The 25,995-nt window shown below is 50.9% G+C and carries 22 protein-coding genes; 7 read left to right on the top strand and 15 right to left on the bottom strand.

Features of this window, described 5'->3' with window-relative positions; translation table 11 throughout:
- Nucleotides 1-364: 364 nt before the first annotated feature.
- Genes BKD14_RS07740 through BKD14_RS07720 form a run of 5 tightly spaced genes read right to left on the bottom strand, consistent with a single transcriptional unit; the run spans nt 365 to nt 4,499 of the window.
- A complete protein-coding gene (locus BKD14_RS07740) occupies nt 365-1,501 on the bottom strand; it encodes an aldo/keto reductase (protein ID WP_075655000.1) in 1,137 nt (378 codons plus the stop codon).
- Between the two features lie 59 nt (nt 1,502-1,560).
- The gene (locus tag BKD14_RS07735; RefSeq protein ID WP_075654998.1) at nt 1,561-2,400 is read right to left on the bottom strand and encodes a transporter substrate-binding domain-containing protein; all 840 of its coding nucleotides are present in this window, start codon (nt 2,398-2,400) and stop codon (nt 1,561-1,563) included.
- A gap of 36 nt (nt 2,401-2,436) precedes the next feature.
- The gene (locus tag BKD14_RS07730; protein ID WP_022711898.1) at nt 2,437-3,099 is read right to left on the bottom strand and encodes an amino acid ABC transporter permease; all 663 of its coding nucleotides are present in this window, start codon (nt 3,097-3,099) and stop codon (nt 2,437-2,439) included.
- Entirely contained in the window at nt 3,096-3,737 is a 642-nt protein-coding gene (locus tag BKD14_RS07725) for an amino acid ABC transporter permease (RefSeq protein WP_075654996.1), read from the bottom strand. The genes BKD14_RS07730 and BKD14_RS07725 overlap by 4 nt, the downstream gene beginning before the upstream one ends.
- Nucleotides 3,738-4,499 (bottom strand): amino acid ABC transporter ATP-binding protein, encoded by a 762-nt coding sequence (locus BKD14_RS07720; protein WP_075654994.1) that lies wholly within the window; start codon nt 4,497-4,499, stop codon nt 3,738-3,740.
- A gap of 507 nt (nt 4,500-5,006) precedes the next feature.
- Here BKD14_RS07720 and BKD14_RS07715 point away from each other — a divergent pair.
- Entirely contained in the window at nt 5,007-5,855 is an 849-nt protein-coding gene (locus BKD14_RS07715; protein WP_075654992.1) for a D-amino-acid transaminase, read from the top strand.
- 472 nt (nt 5,856-6,327) lie between these two features.
- Complete coding sequence (locus BKD14_RS07705) at nt 6,328-7,359, top strand: P1 family peptidase (protein WP_075654990.1); 1,032 nt, start codon at nt 6,328-6,330, stop codon at nt 7,357-7,359.
- Nucleotides 7,360-7,417: 58 nt separating this feature from the next.
- Here BKD14_RS07705 and BKD14_RS07700 read toward each other — a convergent pair whose 3' ends face one another.
- From BKD14_RS07700 to BKD14_RS07685, 4 genes are all read right to left on the bottom strand, one after another.
- Entirely contained in the window at nt 7,418-7,843 is a 426-nt protein-coding gene (locus tag BKD14_RS07700) for an OsmC family protein (protein WP_075654988.1), read from the bottom strand.
- Nucleotides 7,844-7,847: 4 nt separating this feature from the next.
- Nucleotides 7,848-8,843 (bottom strand): LLM class flavin-dependent oxidoreductase, encoded by a 996-nt coding sequence (locus BKD14_RS07695; RefSeq protein WP_075654986.1) that lies wholly within the window; start codon nt 8,841-8,843, stop codon nt 7,848-7,850.
- Nucleotides 8,844-8,998: 155 nt separating this feature from the next.
- The gene (locus tag BKD14_RS07690) at nt 8,999-12,091 is read right to left on the bottom strand and encodes an efflux RND transporter permease subunit (protein WP_075654984.1); all 3,093 of its coding nucleotides are present in this window, start codon (nt 12,089-12,091) and stop codon (nt 8,999-9,001) included.
- 9 nt (nt 12,092-12,100) lie between these two features.
- Nucleotides 12,101-13,261 carry an efflux RND transporter periplasmic adaptor subunit gene (locus BKD14_RS07685; RefSeq protein WP_075654982.1) on the bottom strand — a complete coding sequence of 387 codons (1,161 nt, stop codon included), beginning with the start codon at nt 13,259-13,261 and terminating at the stop codon, nt 12,101-12,103.
- Nucleotides 13,262-13,836: 575 nt separating this feature from the next.
- Between BKD14_RS07685 and BKD14_RS07680 the strand changes: the two genes are divergently transcribed.
- Nucleotides 13,837-14,142: a hypothetical protein gene (locus tag BKD14_RS07680; protein ID WP_245293595.1), complete on the top strand. Its 306-nt coding sequence runs from the start codon at nt 13,837-13,839 to the stop codon at nt 14,140-14,142.
- Between the two features lie 213 nt (nt 14,143-14,355).
- Here BKD14_RS07680 and BKD14_RS07675 read toward each other — a convergent pair whose 3' ends face one another.
- Nucleotides 14,356-14,631: an HU family DNA-binding protein gene (locus tag BKD14_RS07675; RefSeq protein WP_022711909.1), complete on the bottom strand. Its 276-nt coding sequence runs from the start codon at nt 14,629-14,631 to the stop codon at nt 14,356-14,358.
- Between the two features lie 380 nt (nt 14,632-15,011).
- Nucleotides 15,012-15,611 carry an NAD(P)H:quinone oxidoreductase type IV gene (gene wrbA, locus BKD14_RS07670; protein WP_075654978.1) on the bottom strand — a complete coding sequence of 200 codons (600 nt, stop codon included), beginning with the start codon at nt 15,609-15,611 and terminating at the stop codon, nt 15,012-15,014.
- Between the two features lie 276 nt (nt 15,612-15,887).
- On the opposite strand from wrbA, the gene BKD14_RS07665 reads away from it, so the two are divergent.
- From BKD14_RS07665 to BKD14_RS07650, 4 genes are all read left to right on the top strand, one after another.
- On the top strand, nt 15,888-16,634 hold the full coding sequence (locus tag BKD14_RS07665; protein ID WP_075654976.1) for a competence/damage-inducible protein A: 747 nt from the start codon (nt 15,888-15,890) through the stop codon (nt 16,632-16,634).
- Nucleotides 16,635-16,813: 179 nt separating this feature from the next.
- Nucleotides 16,814-17,710 (top strand): universal stress protein, encoded by an 897-nt coding sequence (locus BKD14_RS07660; RefSeq protein ID WP_075654974.1) that lies wholly within the window; start codon nt 16,814-16,816, stop codon nt 17,708-17,710.
- Nucleotides 17,711-18,311: 601 nt separating this feature from the next.
- Nucleotides 18,312-18,809, top strand: coding sequence for a xanthine phosphoribosyltransferase (gpt, locus tag BKD14_RS07655; RefSeq protein WP_022711913.1), 498 nt, complete (start codon nt 18,312-18,314; stop codon nt 18,807-18,809).
- Between the two features lie 355 nt (nt 18,810-19,164).
- Entirely contained in the window at nt 19,165-19,644 is a 480-nt protein-coding gene (locus BKD14_RS07650) for an NUDIX hydrolase (protein WP_022711914.1), read from the top strand.
- A 237-nt stretch (nt 19,645-19,881) separates the two neighbouring features.
- Here BKD14_RS07650 and BKD14_RS07645 read toward each other — a convergent pair whose 3' ends face one another.
- The 4 genes from BKD14_RS07645 to BKD14_RS07630 all read right to left on the bottom strand — a co-directional run bounded on the left by BKD14_RS07645 (nt 19,882) and on the right by BKD14_RS07630 (nt 25,785).
- Nucleotides 19,882-20,628 carry an SDR family oxidoreductase gene (locus BKD14_RS07645; protein WP_075654972.1) on the bottom strand — a complete coding sequence of 249 codons (747 nt, stop codon included), beginning with the start codon at nt 20,626-20,628 and terminating at the stop codon, nt 19,882-19,884.
- Between the two features lie 130 nt (nt 20,629-20,758).
- On the bottom strand, nt 20,759-23,419 hold the full coding sequence (gene alaS / locus BKD14_RS07640; protein WP_075654969.1) for an alanine--tRNA ligase: 2,661 nt from the start codon (nt 23,417-23,419) through the stop codon (nt 20,759-20,761).
- 297 nt (nt 23,420-23,716) lie between these two features.
- Nucleotides 23,717-24,802 (bottom strand): recombinase RecA, encoded by a 1,086-nt coding sequence (recA, locus tag BKD14_RS07635; RefSeq protein ID WP_028233868.1) that lies wholly within the window; start codon nt 24,800-24,802, stop codon nt 23,717-23,719.
- A 320-nt stretch (nt 24,803-25,122) separates the two neighbouring features.
- The gene (locus BKD14_RS07630) at nt 25,123-25,785 is read right to left on the bottom strand and encodes an OmpA family protein (RefSeq protein ID WP_075654967.1); all 663 of its coding nucleotides are present in this window, start codon (nt 25,783-25,785) and stop codon (nt 25,123-25,125) included.
- Nucleotides 25,786-25,995 lie beyond the last annotated feature (210 nt).

Raw genomic sequence — 25,995 nt, 5'->3', positions numbered from 1 at the left:
GGTCGCAAACAAGGGCGTAGAAATAAGACAGGCCGATAAATCCGGCGCCTGCGGCAATCATGATGACATCCATTTTTCGAACTCCTGAATTTCAGCCGGTGCAAGTGCAGCGGCCACTTCCGGCAGCAGCGCTAAGCGCGACGAGCCGAAATCAGGCGGAACTATGGCGCCAAAACGCATAGTGGTTCGAGAGAGGGAAAGAAGGAGAGATATAAAAATCTCATATATAAAATGCTGTTGCCTTGCACATCACGCCAAGTAAATAAATCATAATTAATTGTTATAATTCAAAAATTTATTTAAATTTCTTAATGTATAAATTTAAATAGAGAGGCAATATATACCGCTCTCCGTATAATAAAAATCAACCCTTGCCATAGGTGAAATCATCCACCTTCGGCATCCATTGCGGCGGCGCGTAAGAGGCTGGCTTATCACCGACTGACGTACCGGTATTCAGCACCCCCGCCTGATAATCCGCATCAAACAAAGCATAAGGCTGCGGTGAAGGCAGAGCACTTGCGGCATCCAGTCTTGCGCTCAGTTCCGCAGGCATCTGCAATTCAAAGGCCGCAATATTATCCTGCAACTGTGCCAATTTACTCGCACCGATAATCAGTGATGCAACAGACGGGCGGTTCAATACCCAGCTCAAAGCCACCTGCGCCATCGAACGCTCAAGCTCTGCTGCCACATGCTGCAAGGCCGAGAGAATGGCGTGATTGCGCGCCGTAAACAGCCCCATGCCTTTGCCGGATGCATCAGTAGTCAGGCGACCTTCTCCTGCCCAGCGATCACCCTCAACGCGGTATTTTCCTGAAAGCAGCCCCATGGATAACGGGCTCCAGACGGTAATGCCCAAGCCCATATTCTGCGCCAGCGGCACAAATTCCTGTTCAATATTCCGCTCGGCAAGTGAATATGGCAATTGCAGACTGATCAGCGGTGTCAGCGCATGGCACTCCGCCCATGTCTGTGCCCGAGCCGCATACCATGCAGGCACATCAGACAGTCCGCCGTAACGGATCTTTCCTGCCCGCACCAGATCATCCAGCGTGCGCACCACCTCTTCCGCTGGCGTTATACGGTCCCATGTATGTACCATATAAAGGTCGATATAATCGGTTCCCAAACGGCGCAGGGAATCTTCAACCGCCCGCATCATGGCCTTGCGGCTGTTGCCACCTGCATTGGGATTGCCGGGCTCAAGACTGTTGCTGTATTTCGTTGCCAGCACCAGCCGTTCACGATTACCTTTCTCGCGCATAAACTGCCCGATCAGACTTTCACTGGCACCTGCACCATAGGAATTGGCGGTGTCAATAAAATTGCCGCCCATATCGGTATAATGATCAAATATCGCGCCTGATATCTCATCGGCGCTGCCCCAGCTGCCGCTGATCCCGCGAATAGCTGCATTGCCGAAAGTCATGGTGCCGAGCGCCATCCGGCTAACCCGCAAACCTGAGCGACCAAGCGTATAATAATGATCCAGCGCCATGTACTTTCTTCCTGCAAAAGAGAGACCGGACTAAAATTAATCCGGTCTCAACATTATTTTTAATCAATCAGACGTGGCTCACCGACATCACCGGCTGAAGCTTCCATACCATTGGCAGTCAGAATAGATTTGATTGTACCATCTTCATGCAGTGCCTTGATATTGGCATCAAGCGCCGCACCAAGTTCCGGATTTTTCTTGGAATATGGGAAGCTGCCCTGTCCGGCCTCAGTCGTGGCTTTCACACGATCATCGCTCTTGGCAACCTTCACTTCAATATCCGGCATGGCTCCGGCCTTCTTGGCGACAACACCGGTAGAATAACCGTCAATGCCAACAGCAATACGTCCGGCAGCCAGATCCTGCTGCATGCTCACGGAATTCGGATAGAGTTTGAGATTGCTGCCAAGCAGCTTCTTCAGGTCAGCAACCCAGAGATAACCCTGTACGGTGCCAACGCTTTTCCCCTCAATATCCTTGACCTCTTCAAAACCTTCCTTGGTATAAATACCCATCTGGTCATTATAGAGCTGCCATGAAAGGTTCATCACCTTGGCGCGTTCTGCCGTGCGATACCAGTCACCGGTGGTGATATCGGCCTTGCCAGACAACACATATTGAATACCGGCAGCGGTATCCACGGCAACGGCCTTAACCTTCAGGCATTCCATCTCGGCGATCTTATTGGCAATATCGCCGTCAACGCCTTTGGCTTCGCCTTCCGGTGAGAGATAGGAATAAGGCGCATAAGTGGTAACAGCGATGGTCAGCACACCTTCTTCAACAGTTTTAAAACTGTTTTTCGGTGTGCAGCTCTGTGCATTGGCCTGCACTGCAGCCAGTGCCGTCGCACCGGCAAGAACCGATGCTGCGACAATCATTTTTCCCATTAATTTCATATCACTACCCCATATTGTTTATGTTTATTGTTATATTTACCGCGAGAAACGTCCCGCACGTTTTTCAACCCAGCTTACCAGCATAGATGCCGGAATGCAGATCATTGCATAGAGAATACCTGCCGCCAGCAGAGCCGGAAAATACAGGAAAGTCGTCGAACCGATTTCATAGGCACGGCTTATCAGTTCCGGCATAGCAATGGTGAAACACAGAGATGTTGCCTGAAAAATCAGGATCGAAAAACCGAGCAAAGCAGGTACGGCCACACGCAATCCCTGCGGCAGGATCACATAGCGCAAACCGTCAATCCGGCTCATATTCAGCGCCATCACCGCTTCTTTCTGCCCTGCAGGCACGGATTCAAGCCCTGCACGGATGATCTCGCTTGTATAGGCACCGGTATTCCAGCTCAGCGCGGCAATCGCTGCCACAATCGACGTCATCGTGATACCGGCACTCGGCAATCCGAAATAGATGAATTGCAGCAGGATCAGAGCCGGAGCACCGCGCCCGATTTCAACAATCACCAGACACAGCCCGCGCGTGAATTTCGACTTTGCCTGCACACCCAGCGCCAGTAGCAAGCCAAAAGGAATGCCAATCGCCAGACTGGCCAGTGTAACTTTGACGCTCAGAGCCAAACCGTCGAGCAGTTCCGGCATCCATGAAATGACATCATCAATCGGAAAATCAATCATCGCGCCACCTTTGCCCGCAGATAGATATCCGCAGTCCGTGACAGCCATGCAACCGGCAGGCTGAGAAGAATGTAAAGCAAAGCCACCACGGCAAATACCTCAAGGCCGCGGAAGGTCATCTGTGACAGCTGGCTGCCCTGATAGGCCAGTTCTGTCACGCCAATGGCTGAGGCAATCGCACTGTCTTTAAGCAGGCCAATCGCATAACTGGCAGCAGATGGCAGCGATACGCGCAGCATCTGCGGTGCCACCACATCCTTGAAAGCATGATAACGGCTGAGATTAAGCGCTTCTGCAGCTTCAAACTGCCCGTGATGGACAGCCATCATGCCGCCGCGAAAAATCTCCGCCATATTGGCTCCGGCAATCATGCCAAAACCGGTCAGCGCCGCCATAAACGGATTGATTGTTATGTAACCGGTGCCAAGACCGAAAAAGATCACAAACAGCCACACCAGTGGCGGGATACCGCGAACCAGATTGATATAGGCGGTTGCCAGCAGGCGCAGCGGCCAGAACTTGGAACGCCGCATCAGCATCAGGATCAGTCCGAGTATCGTACCGACAGCCAGAGCCGAGACCGTGAGTGCAACAGTCCAGGGCAATCCGCGAATGATATAGGAGAAATCTGCCAGCATTTAACGCTCATTCACCGCTTTGAGGAAACGCTGCGCCCGCTCCGTCTGCGGATTGCGCATCACTTCGCGGCTGGGCCCGCTTTCAATCACATTACCGTCGGCCATTACCATCACTGTGTCAGAGACGTTCTCGGCAAAGCCCATCTCATGGGTCACAACAATCATGGTCATGCCGCTGTCAGCCAGCCTGCGCATGACGCTCAGCACTTCCAGCCCCAGCTCGGGATCAAGCGCCGAGGTCGGCTCGTCAAACAACATCACTTTCGGATCAAGTGCCAGAGCGCGGGCGATAGCAATCCGCTGCTGCTGGCCACCGGAACAGCGCATCGGATATTGCTGCGCTTTGTCAGCAAGACCGACTTTCTCCAGCAGATCCATCGAGCGCTCATCGGCCTCTTTCTTCGAGCGGCCAAGCACACGCTCCTGTGCCAGACTGACATTGCGCAGCACACTCATATGCGGAAACAGGTTAAACGACTGGAACACCATGCCGATCGAATGGCGCAGATCATGCAATTGTTTGGCAGAGGCTTTTTTCTCGGCCTGCAGGGTCACATCACCAACCGTGACAATACCGGCATCCGGCGGCTCGATATAATTGATGCAGCGCAGCAATGTGCTTTTGCCCGAACCGGAAGGCCCGATGATCGCCAGCACCTCACCGGAGGTCACAGTCAGATCGATCTCTTTGAGAACAATATGCGCGCCATAATGCTTTTGCAGTTTTTCAAGCCGGATAACCGTTTTCTGACTGGTTTTCACCCGCAGTTTCTCCCCTTATGCATTCTCCATGCCTGTCCGCAGCATTGCACAACCGGCACAGGATATTTCAACGGATCACAGCGTTCTTTTATCTGATTGCAGACCGACGCTTTATGCCGTCCGGCTTGTTTTTGTTTTTATTGTTATAAAACAAAGCCCGTCATACATATTTATAAACCGGACAGACTGAGAGCCTGTAACCGGCATAGTTCCTCTTATGCTTATCAGCTTAGGCAAACTGGCCGTGCCAGCGAGAGCATAAAAAATAGCGGTTCCGATAACCCGTGGTTATGACTTGACCACTATTAAAAGTTATTGCTCTTTTTGCGCCCCGAAACACGCTTTTCCGGCATTATATGTCGCATTATCACAGACAGAATATCTGTCATGCAGAATATGCAAATCTTGCATAACAACCAAAAAACAAAGCATTGGCTCTGCCGGATTTTTTTTCATAGCTTCAGTTTCAGCAGATTCCCATAAAATTTTAACGCCAAGGAATGCGTTGTGAGCCGAATTGTATATGTAAACGGTGCCTATGTCCCTGAAGAAGAAGCCAAGATCTCGGTCTTTGACCGCGGTTTCGTATTCGCAGACGGGATTTATGAAGTCAGTGCAGTTATCGATGGCAAGCTCGTTGACAATGATGCCCATATGGCGCGTCTCGGCCGTTCTTTGAAGATGATTGATGTACCGGCGCCGATGAGCGACGAAGACATCATTGCCATGCAGAACGAACTGATCAAGCGCAACAATCTCACTGAAGGTGTGGTCTATATGCAGATCACCCGCGGTGCTGCGGATCGCGATTTCGTTTACAGCGCGGATATGAAACCGACACTGGTTGCTTTCACACAGGTGAAAAAGCTGATCGGTTCCGCCTCCCAGCAGAACGGTATTGCCATTCACGTTGTGGATGATATCCGCTGGCAGCGCCGCGACATTAAAACTGTGATGTTGCTGGCTCAGGTACTTGCCAAGCAGGAAGCAACCGCGCATGGTTGTCAGGACGCATGGATGCAGGAAGACGGCTATATTACTGAAGGTGCGTCCTCCAGTGCATTCATCATCACCGCAGAAGGCTCACTGATTGTGCGCCCGAATTCGAATGCAATTCTGCCGGGCTGCACACGTCTGGCCATGCTTAAAATTGCTGAAGAACAGAGCCTGAAGATTGAAGAACGCCGCTTTACGCTTGAAGAAGCCTTCAAAGCGAAAGAAGCCTTCCAGACCAGTGCTTCCGGTTTTGTGACCCCTGTTGTGAAAATTGCAGGCACAGTCATTGCAGACGGCAAGCCGGGTGCAATTACCCGCAGCCTGCAGGAAAAATATATCGAGATTGCTAAAGCAGTTTAAAAAACGGAACCGGTTTTCTTTGAAAACTGTGTCTCTAAAAACTGTCGGCTTAAATCTTCGATAAAACTGAATTCATCCGGCCATAATTTCGTAATTCTGGCCGGATACCGTCATGATCGCAAGCGCCCCGTAAACGGTTCTGATCTTTTGGGCCTCCCCCGGAAAAGACCGTTTAATTTCCTTGGCACTGATCATATGTCGGGCATTAGCACCACACTGAAACGGCAGTATCGCCGCAGAAGTGATACTACGTTTCTTTTTAATGCCTGATGATAATGCCCTGACAGCCCCTCCGGAAACCGGTCGGGCTGTCATTCTTTATCTGCGATCTGTTTCTTACCTCATGCCTCTACGGATTTAGAGCCGTTGCATTTAAGATGGATTTTTAACCGCTCTAAATCTTTGTTTTCACGCATTATCCGACGCAATCCGCTTCGCACTTTTGTTGGAAATGCTTTAACAGGAGTATCCTATGTCTGCTTCAGCACGCGATTTCGGTATTGTTTGCGGCATCATGCCGACCGGTGCGCATAATGCCATTACCGATGTTCCGGGCGTTAAAGTCGGTCACACCACCATCCGTGAAGGCAATATCAATACCGGTGTTACTGCGATTGTGCCGCATGACGGCAATATGTTCCGCAAGAAGGTTCTGGCAGCATCCGAATCCATCAATGGCTTTGGCAAAAGCGCCGGTCTTGTGCAGGTCAACGAGCTTGGCTCACTGGAAACGCCAATCCTGCTGACCAATACACTCAGCACCGGCACCTGCGTGAATGCACTTATCAAACGCGCTATTGCTGCGAACAGCGATATCGGCCGCACCACCTCAACCGTTAATGCGGTTGTCGGCGAATGCAATGACGGCCCGCTTAATGATATTCAGGCTATGGCCGTTATCGAAGAGCACGCTTATGCGGCACTCGATGCTGCAACCACGGGCGCAGTGGCACAGGGTAATGTCGGTGCCGGCACCGGCATGACCTGCTTCGGTTTCAAAGGCGGTATCGGCACTTCATCCCGCCGCATCAAACTGGATGGTAAAGACTATCATCTGGGCACTTTGGTACTCTCCAATTTTGGTCGCAAAGGCGATCTGACGCTGCCGGATGGCCGTCATCCGACACCGGATTTCCCCGACAACGAAGAAAAAGGCTCGATCATGATGATTATGGCAACCGATATTCCGCTGGAGCACCGCCAGTTACAGCGCGTCATTCGCCGCTGCGGTGCGGGTATCGCACGCCTTGGTGCATTCTGGGGTCATGGCAGCGGGGATATTGTGATCGGCTTCACCACCGGCAACACTATTGATCACGACCAGAAGTCCGATCTGGTGACCATGCAGGCGCTGAATGAAGATAAGATTGACCAGCTGTTCCGTGCAGCAACAGAATCCACTCAGGAGGCCATTCTCAATTCCATGTGCGCCGCAGAGAGCTTTACCGGCCGCGACGGCAACAGCCGCAAATCACTGGCGGACTGGCTGAAGCTCAACAGCTGATCGTCAATATTCTGCTCAAAGAAAAAAGCCTGCTGTGATTTCACAGCAGGCTTTTTATTTATCTGCCAATTGTCAGCACGACATCAGCACTGGCTTTGAGTGTATTACTGACCGTACACATGGCTTCTGCTGCTTCTGCCAGTTCATGGCGCTCATCATCAGACAGTTCACCGGCAATCAGAAACTGCACATTGAACCGTGTAATGCGGTATGGCTCATGCTCAGTTTTCTCACCGCTGACTTTGACCTCATAGCTGGTGATCCTCTCAATCAACCCCAGTTTTCGCGCAGCTATGCGTGCACTCATTACCAGACAAGCCGAGAGAGAGGCATAAAGCAGATCAATCGCATTAAAACCCGCACCGGAAACCGTATTTTCCAGTGTCAGCTCGCCGCCGGTCAGTGAGCGGATCAGCGGCTTCTCCTGCCCCTGTAATGTCGCTACAGCGCCTGTTTCTCTGGTACGTACTGCCAATCCAACCATGCTCTTATTCCGGTTTCAGTCCGACTGCTTCCGCCAGCAATTCAAATGAATGCAGACGCGCCTGATGGTCAAAAATTTGCGCTGTAATCATCAGTTCGTCAACATCAGTACGGGCAACAAAAGCATCAATCTGCTGACGCACAGTTTCTTTATTACCCACAGCCGAGCAGGCAAGCGCAGCTTTGATGATCGGAACAAAGCGCGGATCGAGATTTTCCTCATAGCCTTCGACCGGCGGCGGCAACTGCCCTGCATTACCGGTGCGCAAATTCACAAAAGCCTGCTGGATGGAAGTGAACAGCAAACGGGCTTCCGCATCCGTATCGGCTGCAAAGACGTTAAATCCGGCCATCACATAAGGTTTATCGAGATATTGCGACGGCTCAAAACGGTGCCGGTAAAGCGCAATCGCATCATCCAGATCACCCGGGGCAAAGTGGGAAGCGAAAGCATAAGGCAGACCAAGCATAGCCGCCAGTTGCGCCCCGAACAGGCTGGAGCCAAGAATCCACACCGGCACATTCAAGCCAGAGCCCGGATAAGCACGCACACGCTGTTCTGTAGTCGGCTCGCCGAAATAGCCCAGCAGCTCCACCACATCCTGCGGAAAGGACTGCGCATCCGAGCTGGAATTGCGCCGCAAGGCATAGGATGTCACCTGATCCGTGCCCGGTGCACGCCCTAGGCCCAAATCAATACGGTTCGGATAAAGCGAGGCCAAGGTGCCGAATTGTTCGGCAATCACCAGTGGCGAATGGTTGGGCAGCATAATACCGCCTGCCCCGACACGGATGGATTTTGTGGCACCGGCCACATGGCCGATCAGCACGGCTGTCGCCGCACTGGCAATGCCCGGCATATTATGATGCTCGGCCAGCCAGTAACGCTGGAAGCCGAGTTTCTCGGTATGTTGTGCAAGCTCAACGCTGTTCTGCATGGCTTGTGCTGCGGTGCTGCCGAGTGTGATCGGCGCGAGATCAAGAACGGAAAATTTGGTCATGGATCATATATATATAGTAATGACTACACAATACCAGAGCCTGAAATCACCACAGTGAAAAATTTTGTATTTTTACCGGTAAAATTTGGAAGCAACATCTTCAAATAAAAAGGCCGGTCTTTTGACCGGCCTTTTCCTTATTTTATATAACCGCTCTAGTGATGGGCAGACTGCACTTCCGCCTTCAGTTCTTCCTCTGTCGGAACCGAAACCAGAGGTTTAACGGTCTTCGCAGAGATCAGCGTGTAGAACATCGGCACCACAAACAGGGTGAACATTGTACCGACCATCAGACCGGTGAAGATCACCAGACCCATGGAGTAACGCGCTGCCGCACCGGCACCGGTTGCCATCATCAGCGGCACAACGCCGAGCGCCATAGCTGCAGTTGTCATCAGGATCGGACGCAGACGAGTTTTAGCCGAAGCGATAATCGCATCGTGACGACTCAGTCCGTGTTCATGGCGCTGCTGATTGGCAAATTCCACCATCAGAATACCATGCTTGGTAATCAGTCCCACAAGGGTAATCAGACCAACCTGCGTATAGATATTCAGCGTACCGAGACCAAGGTTCAGCGGCACAATCGCACCGAAAATCGACAGCGGAACGGTCATCATAATAATGAACGGATCGCGGAAGCTTTCGAACTGTGCAGCCAGCACCAGATAAATCACGATAACAGCGAGCGAGAAGGCGATCAGGATTGTATTACCCTGCTCGATTTCCAGACGTGACTGACCCGAATAGTCAATGAAGAAGCCTTCCGGCAACTTGGCATTGGCAATATCAAGGATCGTTTTCAGACCGTCACCGGTTGTAACACCTGGCAGCGGCAGAGCCGAAATCGTTGAGGAGTTCAGCTGGTTGAACTGTTCAATTGCAGTCGGGGAAGCCTGATTTACAATCTTCACCACGGCAGACAGCGGCACCATCTCACCCGAAGCACTGCGAACATAGAATTCACCGAGCTTGGACGGATTGCGGCGATACTCATCCGGCACCTGCATGATAATATCATAGCTGTTATTATCACGGTCGAACTGGGCAACCTTACCACCACCGGTCATCAGACCGAGGGTTGCACCGATTTCGCTGACAGTCACACCCATTGCGGATGCACGTTCACGGTCAACTTCAATCGTTGTCTGCGGAGAATTGAACGACAGGGAGTTCTGAACAATGATGAACTGTCCCGAAGCCTGCGCTTCATTCTTGATTTCCTCAGAGATTTCGAAAACCTGATCAGACGAACCTGTCGACTGGATAGCGATCGAAATCGGCAGACCACCACCGGTACCCGGCAGCGACGGCGGAGCAAAGATGAAGGCCTGTACGCCGGTCACATCTTTAATACGCTTGGTCAGGTCTTCCTGAATCTGCTTCTGCGAACGGTCACGCTGCGACCAGTCTTTCAATGCCCACAGAGCAATACCTTCGTTTGTCGCACTGCCGAAACCGACAATGTTAAAACGGGCTTTCAGTTCAGGCAGATCTTTTGTCAGTTCATCGATCTGGTCTGCATAAAGCTTGGTATAGTCTGATGTCGCATATTTAGGGCCGCTGAACATCGAGAACAACGCACCGGAATCTTCTTCAGGAGCCAGTTCCGATGAGGTGTTCACGAACAGGAAGCCCATAACACCAACCAGAGACACAACGACCAGCATGGTGATCGGACGATAGTTCAGAGAACCGGAAACCCAGCGTTCATAGCCGTTTTCAAAACGGGTGAACAAACGGTCTACAAACTGGGCAAAGCGGCTGGCTTCACCATGTTTCAGCATGCGCGAACACATCATCGGAGAGATGGTCAGCGCCGCCACACCGGACAGAATAACCGCACCGGCAAGTGTGAACGCAAATTCACGGAACAGCGAACCGGTCAGACCACCGGTAAAGCCGAGCGGTGCAAACACCGCAGCCAGTGTAATCGTCATCGCCACGATGGAAGAGGTAATTTCCTTCATGCCCACAAAGGATGCATGGATCGGTGTCAGACCTTCTTCAATATGGCGGTGAATATTCTCAAGCACCACGATCGCGTCGTCCACCACCAGACCGATGGCCAGAACCATCGCCAGCAAGGACAGAAGATTGATCGAGAATCCGAGAATGAACAGGAAGAAACACACACCGATCAGCGAGATCGGAATGGTAACAATCGGGATCAGAACCGAACGGAACGAACCAAGGAACAGCAGGATCACGATAACAACGATAATCATCGCTTCAGCGATTGTTTTGAAAACCTCAACAATCGAAGAAGAAATCTGCTCGGTCGCATCATAAACCAGAATGATGTTCATGCCCTGCGGCAGGCTGTCCTGAATGCTCGGCAGTTCCTTGTTCACGGCTGTTGCCATGTCAATCGGGTTAGCCGAAGGCGTCGGGAACACACCGATAAATGTACCGCTGGAACCGTTGAATGTCACAACAGTATCCGTGCTCTTTGCGGCCAGTTCAACATTGGCAACATCGCGCATACGGATAATATCGGAACCTTCCGCACGGATAGGCATCTCCGCAAAAGCCTCAGGCGTCTGCAAAGTGGAACGCAGGGTAATCGCAGTTGCGAAATATTCGTTCTTTGTCTTACCCGGTGCCGACAGGAAGTTGGATGCTTTAATCGCAGCCAGCACTTCCGAAGCTGTCACATTACGGGCAGCCATACGGATAGGATCAACCCATACGCGCATGGAATATTCCTGACCACCGAGGATCTGTGCATCGGCCACACCTTCAATGGTGGACATGCGCGGACGGATCACGCGGTCAATATATTCCGTGATCTGCTCATTGGTCATATTCGGGTTCTGAACGGCGAGATACATGGTCGCAAAGGACTGACCGGTACCTTTGGAGATGACCGGATCTTCCGATTCACTCGGCAGATCGCCGCGAACCTGATTGACCTTGGAGATAACCTCTGTCAGCGCCGCATCGGGATTAGCCCCGAGCTTCATCTGAACCGTAACAGTGCTGAGTGACTGGCTACTTTTGGAAGTCACATAGTCAACATTTTCAGTCGTCGCCACTGCTTTCGCAATAGGCGCGGTGATGAAGCCCTGAATGAGCTCCGCGCTGGCACCGGCATAGGCGGTCGTAACGGTAATAACCGTTTCGTCCACTTCCGGATACTGCCGCACTGACAGATTAAAAATCCCCTGCAAACCAAGCAGGATAATCATCAGCGCAACAACAATCGAAAGAACCGGCCTGCGTATAAAACTATCAGAAAAGCTCATCTCTCGACCTTATGGTTTCTTCTGGGCATCAGCAGGATTGACCTTATTGTCAATATGCGCACCCATCCCGTTGCTCAGGCGGTTCTGGCCGGAAGTCACGACAATATCGCCTTCCTTAACGCCGCTCAGAACTTCAACATTATTACCGGTACGGCGGCCAAGCTTCACAAACACCTGATGCAGGATCAGATCATCAGCTGTTGCTGCTGCATCTGTCTTTGGTGCATCTGCTGCCTGAGCGGTATCGGTTTTCGCAGCTTCTTTTTTCACAACAGTGAAAACATAATCACCATAAAGGCTGGTCACGACACTGGTCAGCGGCAGAACAATCACATTGTTTTCTTCCGGCAGCACAACACGAACCTGTACGAACTGACCCGGTACCAGTGATTTTTCAGAATTATCAACCTGTGCCTGAATGGAAACCAGACGGCTTGCAGGGTCGATTTTCGGGTCAATACCGATGATTTTGCCTTTGAAAGCATAATCCGCAGCGGATGCACCGATCTGAACTTCCTGACCGATCGACAGGTTCTTCAGTTCCTGTTCCGGCACGGTGAAGTCCACACGCATCGTGTCAACATTCTGCAATGTTGCCACAACATTGCCGGGTGCCATGAACTGGCCGATATCCACGCGGGAAATACCGATCACACCGGAGAAAGGTGCAATAAGGCGTTTCAGATCAACTGTTGCCTGTGCCTTGGCAACATTTGCCTTTGCAGAAGACAAAGCCGCAGCGGTTGTATCAACATTGGATACAGCGCCGACGCCCTGTGTGCGCAATGTCTGTGCACGCTTGTAATTCTGCTCGCTCAGCTCGGCTTCAGCCTTGCTTGCTGCGAGATCAGCTTTCTGGATTTCATCATCCAGCTGCACCAGAAGATCGCCTTTTTTGACGTGCTGGTTAGGCTTGAAGAGGATTTCTTTGACAATACCGTCGATCTGGAAAGTCAGATTGACACCGTCTTCAGCACGGGCGGAACCGATTGCTTCAACGCCGGGCAGCCACTGGCCCGGTTTGACCTCGAGGGTTGAAACCGCCTGTGACGGCTGCTTCATATTTGCAAAGAAGTCCTTAATGGCCTGCGCACGGAACAGGTTAAACCCGATCAGCCCTCCGCATACCAGAACAAGCAATATAATCGCGATGATGAAACGCTTAATCATCTTATGTGGCACTCCTGCCGCAGAATGGATACAGAACGAAGAATGTCCAATCGGCATGGCTGGACACACGTTTTTATTAAATAGGGTGCGATAACTGTACGTTAAGCTGAAAATTGTCAACTCATGCTTGGTCACGCTATGGTCATCAGCATTGTCCGGCAACGAAATTACCGGCTCATATCAGGCCGGTTGATAAACCCGTTTCCGGCTCAACGCATTCACAAGAAGGAAAATGCGGATCAGAAATGTCAGGATTTGCCCAATTTCGGCGCAAGATTTTGTCTGCAAACGGTAAATTTATCTCCGATCAATATAATTTTTGCCGTTTTCACATCAATTCTTTGAAGCTTAGACTAAAAACCGGATTTTTACACCTTATATTATCGGCCGCGCATCTTCCGGCATTACTCACGAAATTGTTATGAATTTTAACCATTCCGCCGGCGCGATCCGGCGGTTGTGCACTACGGGAATTGTTTTCCTGCACTATATTATGCCATGATTCATTGCTGATTATGAAGACAGCTATTATGTCAAATTCATCTCAGCCTGTAACAAACGGACAATGCTTTCCCATGAGAAAACGACAAACGGCAACATTATCCGCATTCATGACAGGGGCAGCCCTGCTGCTGATCTTGCCCGCCTCAGCTCAGGACATGCGCGTACCGGTAAAGGCAAAGCAGGAAACTCCCGAACCTGTCTACTCCCTGCCCGGTGTTAAACCTGCCAAACCCATTGTGACGCCGCCGCATGCAGAACCGGATGAAACCTATCTTCAGAGCAATCCGGACGGCAGCTTTATGGTCGGCAAGACCAGAGTGAAAATCAGCGGCTCGATCATCATGGATATCGGCAACAATCCGCCGAGCAATAAATAACAAGCGCCGCTCAAAATTCGGGTCACATATATTCCTGCATAAAATAAAAGCCGCAGAGACCAGACAGTCTTCGCGGCTTTTTTATATCAATTCAGATCGGCCGGAAATTACCGGCACTTGCTGCTCTTGTTAAAAATCACAGCAATGCCGTTTCCGCAGATCTCTGGCAGAGCAGGAATAATCTGAATTTCCCCTGCCCTCGTCACAGACTGATTAGCTGTTAACAGCGTCTTTCAGGCCTTTACCAGCCGAGAATTTTGGTACGTTGCGCGCAGCAATTTCAACTTCCTTGCCGGTCGAAGGATTACGGCCTGTGGAAGCTGCGCGATGGGAGACGGAGAAAATACCAAAACCTGGCAGACGAACTTCGCCGCCGTCCTTCAATGCACCGGTGACGGATTCAAGCACAGCGTCAACGGCTGAAGCAGCATCGGTCTTGGTGAGACCTGATTTTTCTGCAACGGCAGCAACCAGTTCATTCTTGTTCATGAGGTAATTCCTTTCGTGTTTTTTTCCGCTGGTTACGACTCAGCCGGATTGGCGAAGTTTATTCAAAGAAACAGCTGAACCAAGCAGAGTTTTCCTTTTCGACCCCGCAAAAGCAGGGTTAAACACAGAAATAACCCCTGAAAACCGGCATTTTGCCCTCTGTAGCACCAAGAGGTTCCCAATTTTACACGATCCAAGGCACGAAATGCCGGCATTGCGAATCTGCAGACTGCTAAGGGATTCTGTCGCTGACAGGCCAGAATTCACCTGTTTACCGGTCATTTTTCACGCAAGTTTCCGGTCGTGAACACGCAATAAAAAAAGCGGCCGGAGCCGCTTTTTCAGATTATCCGCGAGGGCATTCCTGCCCTGCTCTATAATCAGCCGTGAACTTTAGCGGCGATTTCAGCAACGCGCTTGCCCTGGAAACGTGCACCTTCGAGTTCCTGCTCGGAAGGCTGACGGGAGCCGTCACCATCGGCAGTGGTTGTCATACCATAAGGTGCACCACCGCGAACAACATCATTACCGAGCTGCCCCTGATAGGCATAGGACAACGGAACGATAATCATACCGTGATGCTGCAGCTGCCACTGGGTGGAGATCAGCGCCAGTTCCTGACCGCCATGCTGTGTTGCAGACGAAGCCATAACGGAACCGATTTTGTTCACCAATGCGCCTTTGGCCCACAGACCGCCGGTCTGGTCAAAGAAGTTTTTCATCTGCGAAGACATGGTGCCGAAACGCGAAGAAACGCCAACGATGATCGCATCGTAATTTTCGAGATCTGCAGGTGTTGCAACTTCTGCTTCCTGATCCAGCTTGAAGCCGGAAGCCTTGGCAACTTCAGCAGGCACCAGTTCTGCAACGCGTTTAATATCCACCTGAGCACCGGCTTCGCGCGCACCTTCTGCAGCGGCTTTCACCATCTGTTCCATGTGACCATAAGCGGAATAATAAAGTACCAGAACCTTAGCCATATTCGAAAATTCTCCGTTCTAATCAGGTCTGCCGATGCTGTTCTGAGACAAAACCGACAACCACATTGATATCCATGCATCCTATTTAATACAGAAATTGAAATGCACCAGTCGCGACTTACAGGACGCACTGTTCAACATTCAGGACAATAACCGGCCGTTAGCACAGCAATGCTTCCGCTTTATGAAACAATGCGGATCGCAAATCAGCACATCAGCATCACTTGACGATCGGTGCCCAGTCCGGTCATGTTCTGGTTGTGAATGGAGTCTCCCATGACGAATAAACAACCCGTGATTATCTGTGCGGCAATGCTGGCAATCGGCGACGAACTGCTCTCCGGCCGCACCAAAGATAAAAATATCGGCTATATGGCCGACCGCCTTTATGATGCCGGTATCGACCTGACCGAAGTTCGTATTGTCGCCGATGATCAACCGGCCATTGTTAAGGCCGTGCTTGAGCTGAGTGAAGCATATGACTATCTGTTTACGTCCGGCGGTATCGGCCCGACCCATGACGATATCACTGCGGATGCCGTATCTGCCGCTTTCAGCCTGCCTTGTATTTATGATGAAAAAGCCATGGCCTTGCTGGCTGCTCATTATAAATCCAGAGACATGGAATTCACGCCGTCGCGCCAGCGCATGGCGCGTATGCCGCAAGGCGCACAGCATATTGAAAATCCGGTCTCTGTTGCCCCCGGCTTCATTATTGCGAATGTCTATGTGATGGCCGGTGTGCCTTCCGTTTTTCAGGCAATGGTCGAGAATATTCTGCCAACTTTGCGTACCGGCAGCCGCTTTCATTCCCGCACAATTATCTGCCCGTTTGGCGAGGGTGTGATCGGCATTCCCCTGCGTGAAGTTCAGGAATCCCATCCTGAAACAATCATCGGCTCTTATCCGAAATTCGAGAACGGCAAGTTTTCGACAGAGCTGGTTGTGCGTGCACGCGATGAGGAAAAACTCGCCGCGGCAGCCGCAGCCGTTGAGAAAATGCTGGCAGATATTCAGCAATAATTGCAAGCATTTGCGTTTATCACCGCCATAAAATACGTTATAATACACGTCAGGTATTATTGAGGAAACGGACAGCAGATTATGATTGATCCCCCGCTATAAAAGGGGGATTGATGCCGAGAAATAAAGTCATCTGAATTTGCGCAGCTTTCACGCGTAACGAATACGGAGTGTTATCCATGTCCTATCGTACCGTCATCGCCTATATCCGCAGCACACAGGAATTGCAGAGAATATACAGGGCTCTTGCGCTGCTCGCGCAAGACGGGGAGCCCATGCATGTAACCGGGCTCTATGTTATTCCGACACCGGTTATTTATTCTGATGCAAGCGGCTTTATAGATGCCAGTTTTTATGAAGGGCATCTTCGGCATCATCAGAAAAATGCCGAGGCTGTTGCCCACCTCTTTCAGGAACAGATTACCCGCTATGCCACAACGTCTGAATTCCTGATCGTCCGCTCCGAAAGCGACAATGCGAGCCAGACCATCAATGAATTCGGCATGGCTGCAGATCTCATCCTGGCCGGACAGGCCGATCCGGATGATCCGGACACACAGATCACCCCTCTGGATCAGCTCGTATATAATACCAAAACCCCGACACTTATCGTGCCGTATAATTTCCATCCGCCCCGCAGCATCCGTCAGCTCGCAATCGCTTTTAACGGAAAATATGAAGCGTCCAGCGCTGCTTTCGATGCTTTGCCGCTGGCACGCCATTGTGCGACTGTACGCATTGTCTGGGTCAATGCGCCAAAACCCGAGAGTGAAGAAGCGGCAACAACGGTTATCCCTGACCCGCATCGCGACCCTGACGCGCCGCGCGAAGCACCGGAAATCGCGGTCAGATTGCAGCAGGCCTATCAGCGCCACGATATCTCAGCCAGAATTGATCTGATCCCTTCCGAAGGGCAAACCGTTCAGGATCGTCTGCGCGCCTATGTCGAAGCCAATGAAATTGATGTGCTGATTATGGGGGCCTACAGCCAGTCGCGCTTGAAAGAGCTGATCTTTGGCGGTGTCACACGCTCATTTCTGGCGAACATGCCCTGTCTGACACTGTTTTCACGCTGATCCTTGTTTCCAGAGCATTTCCGGCAAAAGTGCGAAGCGGTTTTGCGTAGGATCATGCGACAAACTAAAGAATCTAGAGCGAGTATTGCGATCCAGCATGGACGTAAACCGCTCTAGAGCGTGTTGCATTGAATTGCATTCACTGCGCTCGCTCTATCTCTTTGTTTTTACGCATGTCACTATCGGAAAACCGGCACCCGCTTTTCCGCGACATGCTCCAGCGCAGAAGTGCTCTATATCCGGCACCAGAAACGAAAGAAAACGAAAACAAGTGAAAATCACGTACAACAGCAGATTTATCTGCGGTTGTGGCAAAGTTAATATTGCCAGAAAAGTGCTTTTTCGTTTATCACGGTAAATCACCTGAAAACGGTAAATCTGCAATGATGTGCCGAATTTAGGGTCTTGTACTCTGCCGGAATACCGTCATTATTTCTGATCAGAAGCGGATGTAATGAATCCGGTTCCCGGCGGATATTTTACTGTTTTCAAACTCTCTGCCGGTTTGAATCATACTGAAACGAAACAACAGTACAGAGCCACCGCAACTTTCATCTGAGACGGCGGATCTGTCAGACTATTTTATAAACGGAGCATTTCGATGTCCTTGCCTGATAAAGCTTTCCCGGTTTCCTGGGACCAATTTCATCGCGATGCCCGCGCACTCGCATGGCGTATTTCCGGACAGGGTAAAGACTGGCACGCAATTGTCGCCATCACCCGTGGCGGTCTGGTACCGGCAGCCATTATCTGCCGTGAGCTTGGCATCCGCATGATCGAAACCGTCTGCATTGCCTCCTATCATGATTACAGTGAACAGGGTGAATTGCGCGTTATCAAATCCATCGGTGAAAAACTGCTGGAAAACGGCGGCGAAGGCGTTCTGGTCATTGACGATCTCACCGACACCGGCAAGACCGCAAAAATTGTACGTGATATGATGCCAAAAGCACATTTTGCGACTGTTTATGCCAAGCCGCAGGGACGTCCGCTGATTGATACATTCGTCACCGAAGTCTCGCAGGACACATGGATTTATTTCCCTTGGGATATGGGTTTCACCTATCAGGAACCGATTGCCAAAGGCCATCGCGGTTAAATGATTTGTGTCGCCGTCAGATTTTTCTGATGGCGACACTGCAATGCCGGCTCCGAGCAACTGATAAAACCGGCAGCTGTGCTAAATTTTTATCTGCGTAAACTACAAAAAATAAGCGCTGCCAGATCATACTGACCGGAATGGGTGGTCAACATGATATCCTGACAGATAAAGCGCCGGAACTTAACAAATATAATTCGCCTTATTCTTAAGACGATCACACCTCAGACAATTTAAAACCATATTGATGAGGATAATGATTTGCATAAACAATATGCATCTCAGAATAAGCATATGAATAAATGCCATATATTCAAAATGGCCAACAAAATATATAAAAAGGTAAGTAAACTCAGTGAATATACAGGGAAGCGGAATTGTCGCGACAGATAAACGGATTTTAACAGCTGCAGGACGCCTTCTGCAGGTTGCGGCATTGGTCTATCGAAATCCCGGCCCCTCTCCTGAAATTCTGTTGATTACAAGTCGCGGCACCGGTCGCTGGATTACACCAAAAGGCTGGCCTAAAGCCGGCAAGACATTGCATGACATGGCACTGCGTGAGGCTTTTGAGGAAGCGGGCATTCGCGGCTCTGTTAATCCTGATCCTGTTGGTCAGTTTGATTATATGAAATATGATCTGCCAGCCGAAGCCATTCCAAGCTTTACCGTTAATGTCTATGCCGTTGAATTTGAACGCATGGCGAAGAACTGGCCGGAGCGCGGTCAGCGTATCAGTGAATGGGTCAGCCCTGAAGAAGCTGCAGCGCGTGTTGATGAACCGGAATTGAAAAAACTGCTACTGAACCTGCCGGACTTCATCTACAGCAAATAAATTTCATTAGAGCGCCGTGTGCCGGACCTGGCACAGAAAACTCGCTCTAACACTTTAAAATCAGAGCATAATGTTGCCTTAAACTGATCCAAGTTTAAAGAAATATGCTCTAAAATTGTAAAGGCGCTGTGCATCAAACACAGCGCCTTTTACTTTGTCTCAGATTTCCGCTGCAATGCTGCGTACGCCTCACATTTTCACCTCTGCTTAAAACAGCGCGACTTGGGGCATTATGCTTCAACGACCACCGGATACATCCAGCAGCGCACCGGATGTATAAGATGAAGCATCACTCAGCAACCAGACAATTGCTTCGGCAATTTCAACGGCTTCACCCGGCCGCCCCATTGGCGTATTCACACCCAGCCTGTGTGCTCTGTCCGGCTGCCCGCCGCTGGCATGAATATCCGTATTCACCAAACCCGGCCGCACAGCATTGACGCGCACCTTCTGGGCACCCAGCTCTTTTGACAGGCCGAGCGCCAATGTATCCACGGCAGCTTTTGAACCGGCATAGTCAATATATTCAAACGGCGAGCCAATCCGCGAAGCAACGGATGACACCAGAACAATCGAACCGCCCTTGCCGCCCCGTTCAACAGACAGGCGTCGTGCACTTTCACGCGCGCAGAGATAGGCACCCAGCACATTTACGTCGAACATGCGTTTCAGCCGTTCCGCACTCATATCAGCCAATTGCTGTGACGGCGCAACAATACCGGCATTGACCACAACGCCATCCAGCTGACCAAACTGCTTTTCAGTCTCGTCAAACATCGCGATGACATCGGCTTCAACAGCGACATCGCCCTGTAAGATGATCGCTTGTCCGCCTGCTTTGCGCACATCCTCGGCAGTCAGCTCTGCAGCTTCGTGATTTCCGGCATAGTTAATCCCGACCGACCAGCCTCTTTCACCGCCCAAAATTGCTGCCGCCCGCCCGATACCACGGCTTGCACCTGTAATCAGAACAACTTTACTCATAGTTCTCCGCCCGTTTCCTCAGCCCAAATTCGTGATGAAGATACCTCCTCCGGCATCTTGCATATCTTTTACAAACAAAAAGCCGCCGGAAAATTCCGGCGGCTTTCTTATTTCAGCATTTTCTCAAAGCTCAGCCTTCAATGGCTTTAGCAAGGGCAGTCAGTGCTTCATCAGCCTTGCTACCATCCGGGCCACCAGCTTGCGCCATATCTGCACGGCCGCCGCCGCCCTGACCGCCAAGCGCTGCCGACGCAACACGCACCAGATCAACAGCACTGAAGCGGGATGTCAGATCATCCGTTACAGCAACAACTGCACTGGCCTTACCGTCTTCGCTTACACCGATGAAAGCAACAATGCCGGAGCCGAGTGCTTTTTTACCTTCATCCGCCAATGGCTTCAGGTCTTTCGGTGCAACGCCGGTCACACTGCGCCCCATGAACTGAACACCATTAATGGTCTTCGCTTCATTGTCCGATTTGGAGGAACCGCCGCTAAGAGCCAGTTTCTTACGAGCTTCTGTCAGCTCTTTTTCCAGCTTACGGCGTTCATCAATCAGACTGTTCACGCGATCAAGCGCTTCCGACGGCGTGGTCTTCAGAGCAGATGCAATCGCTTTAACACGGTCATCCTGCTCTTCCAGATAAAGACGTGCGGCTTCACCGGTCAACGCTTCCATACGGCGAACACCGGCCGCAACCGCACCCTCCGACACGATGCGAACCAAACCAATATCACCGGTCTGACGAACATGCGTACCACCGCACAGTTCCAGAGAATAGGTTTTACCGGCTTTATCGCCCTGTGTCGCAGTGCCCATGGAAACCACGCGCACTTCGTCGCCGTATTTCTCGCCGAATAACGCCATAGCACCGGCTTCAATCGCATCATCCACGGCCATCAGGCGGGTAACAACCGGCGAGTTCTGCAGAATGATTTCATTAGCAATGCTCTCAACCTTGCGCAGCTCTTCTTCGCTGATCGGCTTCGGATGCGAGAAGTCAAAACGCAGACGTTCAGGAGCAACGAGAGAGCCCTTCTGCGCTACATGATCACCAAGCGTTTCGCGCAGTGCTTCATGCAGAAGATGGGTTGCCGAGTGATTGGAGCGCATACGGCTGCGGCGATCATGAGCAACCACCAGCTCAACGGCATCACCGGTTGCGAGCTTGCCTTCGCGGATCACAGCCTGATGGACAAATACACCATCAGCTTTCTTCACTGTGTCGGTCACTTCAATGACAAAACCATCGCCATAGATGAAACCGGCATCGCCCTGCTGACCACCGGATTCCGCATAGAATGGTGTCTGGTTGACGATAATGCTGACAGTTTCACCCTGCGCAGCCTTGTCAATGATCTGACCATCACGCACGAGAGCGGTCACAACGCCCTCAGCCTTTTCGGTATCATAGCCGAGGAACTCTGTTGCGCCGACTTTATCACGTACCGAGAACCAGACTTTTTCCGTTGCTGCGTCACCGGAGCCTGACCAATTGGCACGGGCTTCAGCCTTCTGGCGTTCCATAGCAGCGCTGAAACCATCGGTATCAACAGTAATACCGCGCTGGCGCAGTGCATCCTGCGTCAGGTCAAGCGGGAAACCATAGGTGTCATAGAGTTTGAATGCAGTCTCACCATCAAGGCTCTGACCTTCGCTCATATTCTCTGTTGCATCACTTAAGAGACCAAGACCGCGCTCAAGTGTCTTACGGAAACGGGTTTCTTCAAGCTTCAGCGTTTCAGAAATCAGAGCTTCTGCACGCACCAGCTCCGGATAAGCCTGTCCCATTTCACGAACCAGTGTCGGCAGCAAACGATACATCAGCGGATCGCGCGCACCAAGCAACTGTGCATGACGCATGGCGCGACGCATAATACGACGCAGCACATAACCGCGGCCTTCATTGGACGGCAGAACACCATCAGCAATCAGGAAGCTGGCAGAACGCAAATGATCGGCGATAACGCGATGGCTGGCGCGCTGTCCGCCTTCAGCTTTCACGCCGGTTGCTTCTTCCGACGCACGGATCAGTGCTTTGAACAGATCAATATCATAATTGTCGTGCACGCCCTGCAAGACAGCAGCAACACGCTCCAGCCCCATACCTGTGTCGATCGACGGACGCGGCAGGTCAATGCGCTCTTCTTTTGTAATCTGCTCGAACTGCATGAAAACGAGATTCCAGATCTCGATAAAACGGTCACCGTCTTCATCAGCTGATCCCGGAGGGCCACCCCAGATATGGTCGCCGTGATCGAAAAAGATTTCCGAGCAAGGGCCGCAAGGGCCGGTATCACCCATCGACCAGAAATTGTCATTGGTAGCGATACGGATGATACGGTCATCCGACAGACCGGCAATCTTCTTCCAGTAATTCGCAGCATCGTCATCCGTATGATAAACGGTAACAAGCAGCTTATCTTTGTTCAGACCAAATTCTTTGGTGAGCAAATTCCATGCAAAGGTAATTGCCTCCTCTTTGAAATAATCGCCGAAGGAGAAATTCCCCAGCATTTCAAAGAATGTGTGGTGGCGTGCAGTATAGCCGACATTATCCAGATCATTATGTTTACCACCGGCGCGCACGCATTTCTGCGCAGTTGCAGCACGGCTGTAAGGACGTGTTTCAAGACCGGTAAAGACGTTCTTGAACTGAACCATACCGGCATTGGTGAACATCAAAGTCGGGTCATTGCGTGGCACAAGCGGGCTCGACGCCACCGCTTCATGGCCATTCTTACGAAAATAATCGAGGAATGTTGACCTGATCTCGTTAACGCCGCTCATTATTCACCTTTGGGTTCTGCCCGATTTAAACCGTAGTAACACGGCCTGTCATATCTCAAATAAGTATGGGATCCGGTTTGCGCAACAGCTTGATCCGGCCAGATAATTACCCGATCGCCTTCAGCATGTAACCATATCCGTTATTGTTACTGCCTGCTTTTAAACAGATGATCATGCAGTGTCCAGATATCCGCCCATATATCTGCATGTATTGAAGTGCTGCAGCAACAAAATACCCCGCATCACGGCATGTAATGCGGGGTATTGCGATCTTATCAATGATCTGAGCGCAATAAATTACGCTTCAGCGGCATCCGGTGCATCATCTTCACCGCCGCCATTGTCGAGCATCTGCTCGGCAATCAAACCGGCATTTTGGCGCAAAGTCAGCTCGATCTCATTAGCCACTTCCGGATTTTCCTTCAGGAAGTTTTTCGCATTATCGCGTCCCTGACCAAGGCGCTGCGAATTATAAGAGAACCATGAACCGGATTTCTCAACAATACCGGCCTTTACGCCAAGATCGATCAGCTCACCGGTCTTGGAAACACCGGCACCATACATAATATCAAACTCAACCTGCTTGAACGGAGGAGCCAGCTTGTTTTTAACAACCTTAACGCGGGTCTGGTTACCTACGATTTCATCGCGCTCTTTGATCGAACCGATGCGGCGGATATCCAGACGAACAGAAGCATAAAACTTCAGCGCATTACCACCGGTCGTGGTCTCAGGTGAACCGAACATCACACCGATCTTCATACGGATCTGGTTGATGAAGATAACCATCGTATTGGACTTGGAAATCGAAGCGGTCAGCTTACGCAGAGCCTGACTCATCAGACGTGCCTGAAGACCCGGCAAGGAATCGCCCATCTCACCTTCAATTTCCGCACGCGGTGTCAGAGCTGCAACGGAGTCGACAACCAGCACGTCAATCGCACCGGAACGCACCAGCGTATCGGTAATTTCCAGCGCCTGCTCACCGGTATCCGGCTGCGAGATCAGCAGGTTTTCAAGGTCAACGCCGAGCTTGCGGGCATAGACCGGATCAAGTGCATGCTCCGCATCCACGAAGGCACAAATGCCGCCTTTTTTCTGCGCCTCTGCGATTGTATGCAGCGCCATTGTTGTTTTACCCGAGCTTTCAGGCCCGTAAATTTCAACAATACGCCCTTTAGGCAAACCACCGACGCCCAGCGCAATATCCAGAGACAGCGAACCGGTCGGGACAGTTTCAATTTCCACTACCTTGTCATTCTGGCCAAGGCGCATGATCGAGCCCTTACCGAATGAGCGCTCAATCTGTGACAGTGCCGCGTCCAGAGCCTTTGATTTGTCCACTGATTTATCCTCAACAAGTCGTAATGAATTCTGAGACATTTTACACTATCCCTTTGCGTCACTTGAAGTCCGCAGAATGAAACTTTATGGATAATATGTATCCTATTTGTTCTCAATCTGCAATAGGATTAAGTCATTGATTTTAAATCAATATAACATTTTGTTCTTCTGATGTTCTAATTTATAAATAATGCAACGCTAAAAAAGATTTCGAAAATTAAAACAAGACGGGAACGGATTTAGCCAAACGTCGATTCGATCATATTGTCGTAGCGGCACAGACTTAGCCCTCTTCCAGCAGGCAATAAAAAACCGCCCCGGCATGACCGGAGCGGCTCTTTGAAACAGCTTTAAAAGCCTTACACGCCTTTGAGCGGAGAAATCTCGATTTCCACGCGACGGTTCTGCGCACGGCCATCCGGTGTTGCATTGGAAGCAACCGGCTGGGTTGAGCCAAAGCCCATAATCGCAAAACGACGGCCATCGATGCCCTGACCACTCAGATAATTACCAACGGACATAGCGCGGCGCTGCGACAGATTCTGGTTATGTGAAGCAGAACCGGTTGAATCCGTATGACCTTTAATATCAACCAGTGTCTTGTCGAATTTACGCAGAACAATCGCCACTGAAGACAGTGTCGAATAGAATTGCGGCATTACAACATCCTGATCGGTGTTAAAGGTAATGCTGGAAGGCATGTTCAGGATAATGCGATCACCGTTACGGGTAACCGATACGCCGGTGCCTTGCAGCTGCGCGCGCAGTTCATTTTCCTGACGATCCATATAGTTACCGATTGCACCGCCACCCAGCGCGCCAAGACCGGCACCGATCAGAACAGCATTACGCTGCGCAGTGCTCGAGCCGCCGACCATCAGACCGCCCAGCGCGCCGACAGCAGCACCGATACCTGCACCGCCGGCGGTGTTGGAGATCTTCTGTTCACCTGTATAAGGATCTGTTGTACAACCGGCCAGAAAGGTCGCTGCGGTTGCGGCAATAGCAATCTTTTTCAACATGGTTCAATTTTCCTGATTCAAGATGTGCCGCAGGATAACGGCAAATACGGCAGCATGTTGGTTAATTTTGGACGTAAGGTCAAATTCATATCGCGAAAAGCATGTTTTAAAGTTTCACACTTCAATAAACACGCTTTAAAGCTGATAATTACATCCATAATTGCCCGTAATATTGGGCAATACAGAAGTGCAACCGGAAAATCCGCAAGG

This window comes from Pseudochrobactrum sp. B5 (genome assembly GCF_001939785.1).
Classification (GTDB): domain Bacteria; phylum Pseudomonadota; class Alphaproteobacteria; order Rhizobiales; family Rhizobiaceae; genus Pseudochrobactrum; species Pseudochrobactrum saccharolyticum.
Note: the sequence above shows the minus strand (reverse complement) of the source record. Positions and strands in the feature narration are given on the sequence as shown.